Source organism: Noviherbaspirillum sp. (assembly GCF_035254865.1).
GTDB lineage: Bacteria > Pseudomonadota > Gammaproteobacteria > Burkholderiales > Burkholderiaceae_D > Noviherbaspirillum.
The window spans coordinates 69,095-75,094 of sequence record NZ_DATFAF010000042.1 but is presented as its reverse complement, the minus strand read 5'-3'; the positions used below and the strand labels follow the sequence as shown (position 1 = coordinate 75,094).

7 protein-coding genes are annotated in these 6,000 nt (G+C 56.5%); 5 read left to right on the top strand and 2 right to left on the bottom strand.

Annotated elements, in window-relative coordinates; genetic code table 11:
* Together VJ651_RS11170 and VJ651_RS11165 are read right to left on the bottom strand one after the other, a co-directional pair.
* A partial coding sequence (locus VJ651_RS11170) for a transposase (protein WP_324107527.1) occupies nucleotides 1–212 on the bottom strand: 212 nt, incomplete at its 3' end.
* A 200-nt stretch (nucleotides 213–412) separates the two neighbouring features.
* Nucleotides 413–1,393: an NADPH:quinone oxidoreductase family protein gene (locus tag VJ651_RS11165; RefSeq protein ID WP_324107526.1), complete on the bottom strand. Its 981-nt coding sequence runs from the start codon at nucleotides 1,391–1,393 to the stop codon at nucleotides 413–415.
* A gap of 122 nt (nucleotides 1,394–1,515) precedes the next feature.
* Between VJ651_RS11165 and surE the strand changes: the two genes are divergently transcribed.
* From surE to VJ651_RS11140, 5 genes are read left to right on the top strand one after another with little or no spacing between them, the layout of a single operon-like run.
* Nucleotides 1,516–2,253, top strand: coding sequence for a 5'/3'-nucleotidase SurE (gene surE / locus VJ651_RS11160; protein WP_324107525.1), 738 nt, complete (start codon nucleotides 1,516–1,518; stop codon nucleotides 2,251–2,253).
* On the top strand, nucleotides 2,250–3,122 hold the full coding sequence (locus tag VJ651_RS11155) for a protein-L-isoaspartate(D-aspartate) O-methyltransferase (protein ID WP_324107524.1): 873 nt from the start codon (nucleotides 2,250–2,252) through the stop codon (nucleotides 3,120–3,122). The genes surE and VJ651_RS11155 overlap by 4 nt, the downstream gene beginning before the upstream one ends.
* 60 nt (nucleotides 3,123–3,182) lie before the next feature.
* Entirely contained in the window at nucleotides 3,183–4,130 is a 948-nt protein-coding gene (locus tag VJ651_RS11150) for a peptidoglycan DD-metalloendopeptidase family protein (protein ID WP_414691336.1), read from the top strand.
* Complete coding sequence (rpoS, locus tag VJ651_RS11145) at nucleotides 4,131–5,162, top strand: RNA polymerase sigma factor RpoS (protein ID WP_324107522.1); 1,032 nt, start codon at nucleotides 4,131–4,133, stop codon at nucleotides 5,160–5,162.
* On the top strand, nucleotides 5,159–5,929 hold the full coding sequence (locus VJ651_RS11140) for a 3'-5' exonuclease (protein WP_324107521.1): 771 nt from the start codon (nucleotides 5,159–5,161) through the stop codon (nucleotides 5,927–5,929). Before rpoS ends, VJ651_RS11140 begins: the two co-directional genes overlap by 4 nt.
* The last annotated feature ends 71 nt before the right edge of the window (nucleotides 5,930–6,000 follow it).

Here is a 6,000-nt window from a genome sequence, read left to right as displayed (position 1 = left end):
GACCACGCCGACTGCCCAATGAAGTGCAACAACGACTGGTGTTTGGCACTCACGTGCAGCGGGTCAAGATGGGCTGCCAACGGCTCGACGCTCTTGCGCTCCAGCGGCAGCATCAACCCGGCACAGTAATCTTTCAGTCCGCTCACCCGGTCCGCATGCGCCAGCGCCGGTGCCAGGTAATCCAGATATTCCTCAAAATCATCCGCCTTCATCTCACGGCTCCCGCGCATCAACAAGCAATGAGACGCCGCCGCTTAATGAAAAATCCCCCACCGCTTTGAACTGAGGTAAAGCAATGACTTTATGCAACCTCCTGAAAACCATGTCAGCGCCCGCTTTCCCAGCTAATGACGCAGTAGTATTAGGGCTCTCCCGTCCGTGTTAGCCGGGCAGGAGAGCGTCGAGGGCCGGTTTACTTCTGCGGTTGAATGACCACTTTGCCCGTGACCTTGCGGGCAGCCATGTCATTGAGTGCGCGCGGCGTATCCGCCAGTGCATAACGTCCCGAAATGTGCGGCTTGATTTTCCCTTCCGCCATCCATCCCAGCAGTTCTCGCATGGCCGCCTGATTGGCCTTTGGTTCGCGCCGGGCGAATTCACCCCAGAACACGCCGACCAGGGATGCGCCTTTCAGCAGAGGTAGGTTCAACGGCAGTTTCGGGATTTCACCGTTGGCAAAACCGATGACCAGATAGCGGCCGCGCCATGCGATGGAGCGGAACGCCGGCTCGGCATAGATGCCGCCGACCGGATCGTAGATCACGTCCGGTCCCTTGCCGTCGGTCGCAGCCTTGACTGCTTCGCGCAGGTCTTCCGTACTGTAGTTGATGGTCGCATCTGCTCCATGTTCTTTGCAGATGGCGAGTTTTTCATCAGACGACGCTGCGGCGATTACACGTGCGCCGAGTGCCTTGCCGATTTCAATTGCTGCCAGTCCGACGCCGCCAGCGGCGCCCAGCACGAGCATGGTCTCACCGGCCTTGAGCTGGGCACGGTCGACGACTGCATGATGCGATGTGCCATAGGTGAGCGTAATCGCGGCGGCGGTGTCGAAGTCGAGCCCGGACGGCATCGGCATGACGACTTTCTCGGACGCCGTGATTTGTTGCGCAAAGGCGCCCTGACTGACAAAGGCCAATACCTTGTCCCCGACTTTGAAATGCGTCACGCCGTCGCCGACGGCGCGGACGACGCCTGCCAATTCGCTGCCGGGCGTAAAGGGGAGTTCGGGCTTGAACTGGTATTTGCCCTGGATGATCAATACATCCGGAAAGTTGACGCCGGCGGCCTGCACATCGATGGCGACCTGGCCGGCGCCCGGCACGACGTCCGGCAAATCCTCTACAACCAGTGTGTCAGGCAGGCCCCAGGATTTGCAGAGGATTGCTTTCATTGTGTCTCCTTGTATGTTTGCTTATGGTCTATAAAAAAGAACGGTCGTTTTATTTTAGGCTTATGCCGCAAAATGTCAATAACCTCAGGGGAAGCCCAGATTGCTTCGGTTAAAATTCGTTTATGAAAATTCTTATCAGTAACGACGATGGCTATCTTGCGCCGGGAATTATCGCTTTGGCTGAGGCGCTGAAGCCGATTGCGGAGATCGTTGTCGTTGCCCCTGATAGCAATCGCTCCGGAAGTTCGAATTCGCTGACGCTAGATCGCCCGCTCTTGGTGTTCTGCGCCGATAACGGATTCTATTTTGTGAACGGAACGCCATCGGATTGCGTTCACGTGGCATTGACCGGTGGTTTTGCCTTCAAGCCCGATCTGATTGTTTCGGGGATCAACCAGGGGCAAAACATGGGGGATGACACCTTATACTCCGGCACAGTCGCTGCAGCGACCGAAGGTTACCTGTTCGGTATTCCTGCGATCGCCTTTTCACAGGTCGAAAAAGGATGGGCGCATGTCGACGTAGCAGCGCGAATCGCGCGTGAGTTCGTCGAGCGCAAACTGGACATGCTGCAAATGCCCTATTTATTGAATGTAAACATTCCTAACATGCCCTATGAACAGATCAAGGGGCTCAAGGCGACTCGTCTCGGCAAGCGGCATGAATCCGAAGCCGTGATCAAGACCCTGGATCCGCACGGACGGGAAACTTTCTGGATCGGCCCTGCAGGCAAAGCAAAAGATGCGGGCGAGGGAACTGATTTTCATGCAGTGGCAAATGGGTTCGTCTCGGTTACCCCGTTGCAGATTGACCTGACCCACGCCAGGCAACTGGATGTGCTCAAGAAAGGGCTGCTATGAGCGGTAAGGACAAGCGCTTCCCGTTGTCTTTGTCTTCTGTCGTTGAAAAATCCCAAAAGTCGACGCACATGGGGGGCGGATCTTCCATCAGAATTGCCACGCCTCAAACGGCCACGCAAAATGCCGTCCAAAATACTGTGGCCAGAACCGCCGAGAGTGCCGAGCTTCAGGCCAGGTCCGCCATCCGAAATCAGCCGGTGCCGCCCGGATCGTCGCGGCCGACGCCGCTGGTTTCCGATGCCGTACGCCTTGCCATGGTGGCGCGCGTTGCGAAACAGGGTGTCAGGGATGGCAAGGTCTTGGCCGCAATGGAAGCCGTACCTCGTCATTTATTCGTGCAATCGGGTCTCGCAAGCCAGGCCTATATCGATGCGTCCTTGCCGATCGGCCATCATCAAACGATTTCGCAGCCTTATATCGTGGCGCGAATGATCGAGGTCATGCGCAACAACGCGAATGGCGGGAAGCTCGACAAGGTGCTTGAAATCGGCACCGGTTGCGGCTATCAGGCCGCCGTATTGTCGCTGGTCGCCAACGAGGTGTATTCAATCGAACGCATCAAACCCCTGCACGAACTGGCCAAAACCAACCTTCGGCCGCTGCGAATTGCGAATATCCGATTGCAGTATGGAGATGGTATGCTTGGGCTTCCGAAGGCAGCGCCATTCGACGGTATTATTCTGGCGGCCGCTGGTTTGGAAGTGCCGCAAACCCTGTTGGATCAAATGAGTATCGGCGGCAGGCTGGTAGCCCCTGTAGGCGGGCGTCACCAGGTCCTGCAGCTTATCGAACGAACCGGCAAGTTCGAATGGACGAACACCACCCTCGAAGATTGCCATTTCGTTCCACTGCGCCCCGGTGTCGTCTAATTCCGGATCGGGTCAATCCGATAGTCGAGATGCTGCCGCCCAATGGTTAAATGTATGAGAATGAACAAAGCACGTTTCGTATTCCTGGCAGTCTTGCCACTCTTGATCACCGCATGCAGCACTGCGCCGCATCACACCGCTCCGGTAGTGGAGCGCACCATTCCGGGAACGAAAGCGGTAGAACCGCCGCGGACAAACGGTCAGGCGACGGCCCCGAAGCAAGCCGACAGCCGCGGTTACTACGTTGTGAAAAAAGGCGATACACTGATTCAAATTGCACTCGACTTTGGTCAAAACTATCGCGATCTGGTCGCCTGGAACAATCTTGCCAACCCGAACGATATCAAAGTCGATCAGCAACTGCGCGTGTTGCCGCCCGAGGGCGGTGCGCAGACCGCACCCGTTGCCACGTCTTCCGGCGTTGAGGTGCGCCCATTGCCTCCGTCCTCGTCGGCCAGTGCCAATTCGGCAGCACACAAATCGGGGCCACGTGGCGACAAGCGCGCATACTCGGAAGGCGCGCTGGCGGAATTGCAAAAACCGGATACTGCGAGCGCAAGCACATCAACCGCATCGAAAGCCGAGCCGTCGAAGCATGTCGAAAAGGCACCGGACACGACCACCGCAGCGGTTCCTGATGATGAAAACATCTCCTGGATCTGGCCGGCGGATGGCAAAATCATTGCAGGCTTCGGTGATGGCAAGCGTGGCATCGATATTGCCGGCAAGATGGGGCAACCGGTATTAGCGGCGGGATCAGGCAAAGTACTGTATGCTGGCAGCGGTATTCGTGGATATGGCAATCTCGTTATTGTCAAACATTCCAACAATTTGCTCTCGGCTTATGCGCACAACAAAACCATCTTCGTAAAAGAGGATCAAAGTGTGAGCAAAGGGCAAAAGATTGCGGAAATGGGAAATTCCGACGCCGATGAAGTAAAACTGCATTTCGAAATTCGCCAGCAAGGGAAGCCGGTCGATCCTTCAAAATTTCTGCCAAGCCGCTAAATGAGCCGCAATCCCCACGATCCCATCGATGACGAATCCATTCCGGACGAGCTCGCGGACGGCATGCCCTTGAATGCCACCGAAGAAGCAGACGCCGGATTGAATGAAGAGGCTGATACAGCGGAACGTGGCGAAGGTACGCCTGCAGCAGTGGTTGATCCGGTGGAGGAGTTGAAGACGGTTCTTGCCGCCGAACTTTCCACCGATACCACGCAACATTATCTGAATCAAATCGGCGCTCGCCCGCTCTTGTCGGTGGAAGAGGAAATCCACTTCGCCACGCTGGCCAAGCAGGGTAATTTCGAGGCGCGCCAGAAGATGATCGAGCACAATCTGCGTCTGGTTGTCTCGATTGCCAAGCACTACATCAATCGTGGCGTCGTGCTGCTCGACCTCATCGAAGAGGGTAATCTCGGGTTGATGCGCGCCATCGATAAGTTCGAACCGGAACGCGGTTTTCGCTTTTCTACCTACGCCACCTGGTGGATCCGCCAAAGCATCGAGCGCGCGATCATGAATCAGGCACGCACGGTGCGCCTGCCAGTTCACATGGTGCGCGAACTGAATCAGATCCTGCGTGCGAAATACCACCTGGAAGCGCAGCACCATGACGGAAAGGATGCGACCGCCGAAGATATCGCACACCTTGTGGACAGGCCGGTGGAAGACGTGCAGGACATCCTGGCCCTGTCCGAACATGCAACCTCGCTCGACGCGCCGCTCGACAACGATCCGCAGGCAAGCTTGATGGACATGTTGCCTGGCGATCTGGATGACGGGCCCGATTCGCGCGCCGAACAGCACGAAATGACCATTCTGGTGCGTGATTGGTTGAAGAAGCTTCCCGACAAGCAGCGCATCGTCATCATCCGTCGCTTTGGTCTCGATAATGACGATCCGGCTACACTCGAGGAGCTGGCGGCCGAGATGAGCGTGACGCGTGAGCGCGTGCGGCAGATTCAGCAGGAAGCATTGGTGAAGCTCAAGCGCGCACTGACGGCACGCGGTGTCGGCAAGGATGCATTGCTGTGATTCCGGTATTGGTGTTCGACATCGAGACTATTCCCGATGTAGCTGGTTTGCGCGTGCTGAACAATTATCCGGCTTCCATGAGCGATACAGAGGTGGCCGCTGCCGCCTTTACCGCCCGGCGCGAGAAGAGCGGCACTGAATTCCTGCAACATCATTTGCATCGCGTTGCGGCGATCTCTTGCGTTTTCCGCGACAACGAAGGCTTCCGCGTGCGTTCGCTTGGAACCCTGGAAGATCAGGAACCGAAACTGGTATATGACTTTTTTCGCATCATCGACAAATACACCCCGCAGTTAGTCTCGTGGAATGGCGGTGGCTTCGATTTGCCGGTACTGCATTATCGCGCCATGGTCAATGGAGTGACAGCCCCCCGTTATTGGGAGATGGGCGATGAGGATCGCGACTTCAAGTGGAACAACTACCTGAGTCGCTACCACACGCGTCACCTGGATTTGATGGACCTCCTTGCGCTCTATACCGGACGCGCAAACGCACCCCTGGACGATCTCGCAAAGCTGTGCGGCTTCCCCGGCAAGCTCGGAGTGGACGGTTCACAGGTCTGGACATTATTCCAGGAAGGTCGCCTGAATGAGATTCGGGACTACTGCGAGACCGATGTGGTCAATACCTACCTGGTGTACTGCCGGTTTCAGCTCATGCGTGGTCACATGACCCAAGCAGATTACCAAGAGGAAGTTTCGCTGGTCAGGTCGACGCTGGCGGCACTCGACGGCTCTCACTGGAAGGAATATCTGGCTGCATGGTAGAGTGAACTGACTCCTGCGCTTCCGGCTTTTTTACCAATCGGGTCTTACTGACCCGGCAATTCAATACAGTC

What these genes read in the sequence shown, in the direction of transcription:
- VJ651_RS11165 (WP_324107526.1), bottom strand. Translation starts at nt 1,393, where the DNA reads ATGAAAGCAATCCTCTGCAAATCCTGGGGCCTGCCTGACACACTGGTT.
- surE (WP_324107525.1), top strand. Translation starts at nt 1,516, where the DNA reads ATGAAAATTCTTATCAGTAACGACGATGGCTATCTTGCGCCGGGAATT.
- VJ651_RS11155 (WP_324107524.1), top strand. Translation starts at nt 2,250, where the DNA reads ATGAGCGGTAAGGACAAGCGCTTCCCGTTGTCTTTGTCTTCTGTCGTT.
- VJ651_RS11150 (WP_414691336.1), top strand. Translation starts at nt 3,183, where the DNA reads ATGAACAAAGCACGTTTCGTATTCCTGGCAGTCTTGCCACTCTTGATC.
- rpoS (WP_324107522.1), top strand. Translation starts at nt 4,131, where the DNA reads ATGAGCCGCAATCCCCACGATCCCATCGATGACGAATCCATTCCGGAC.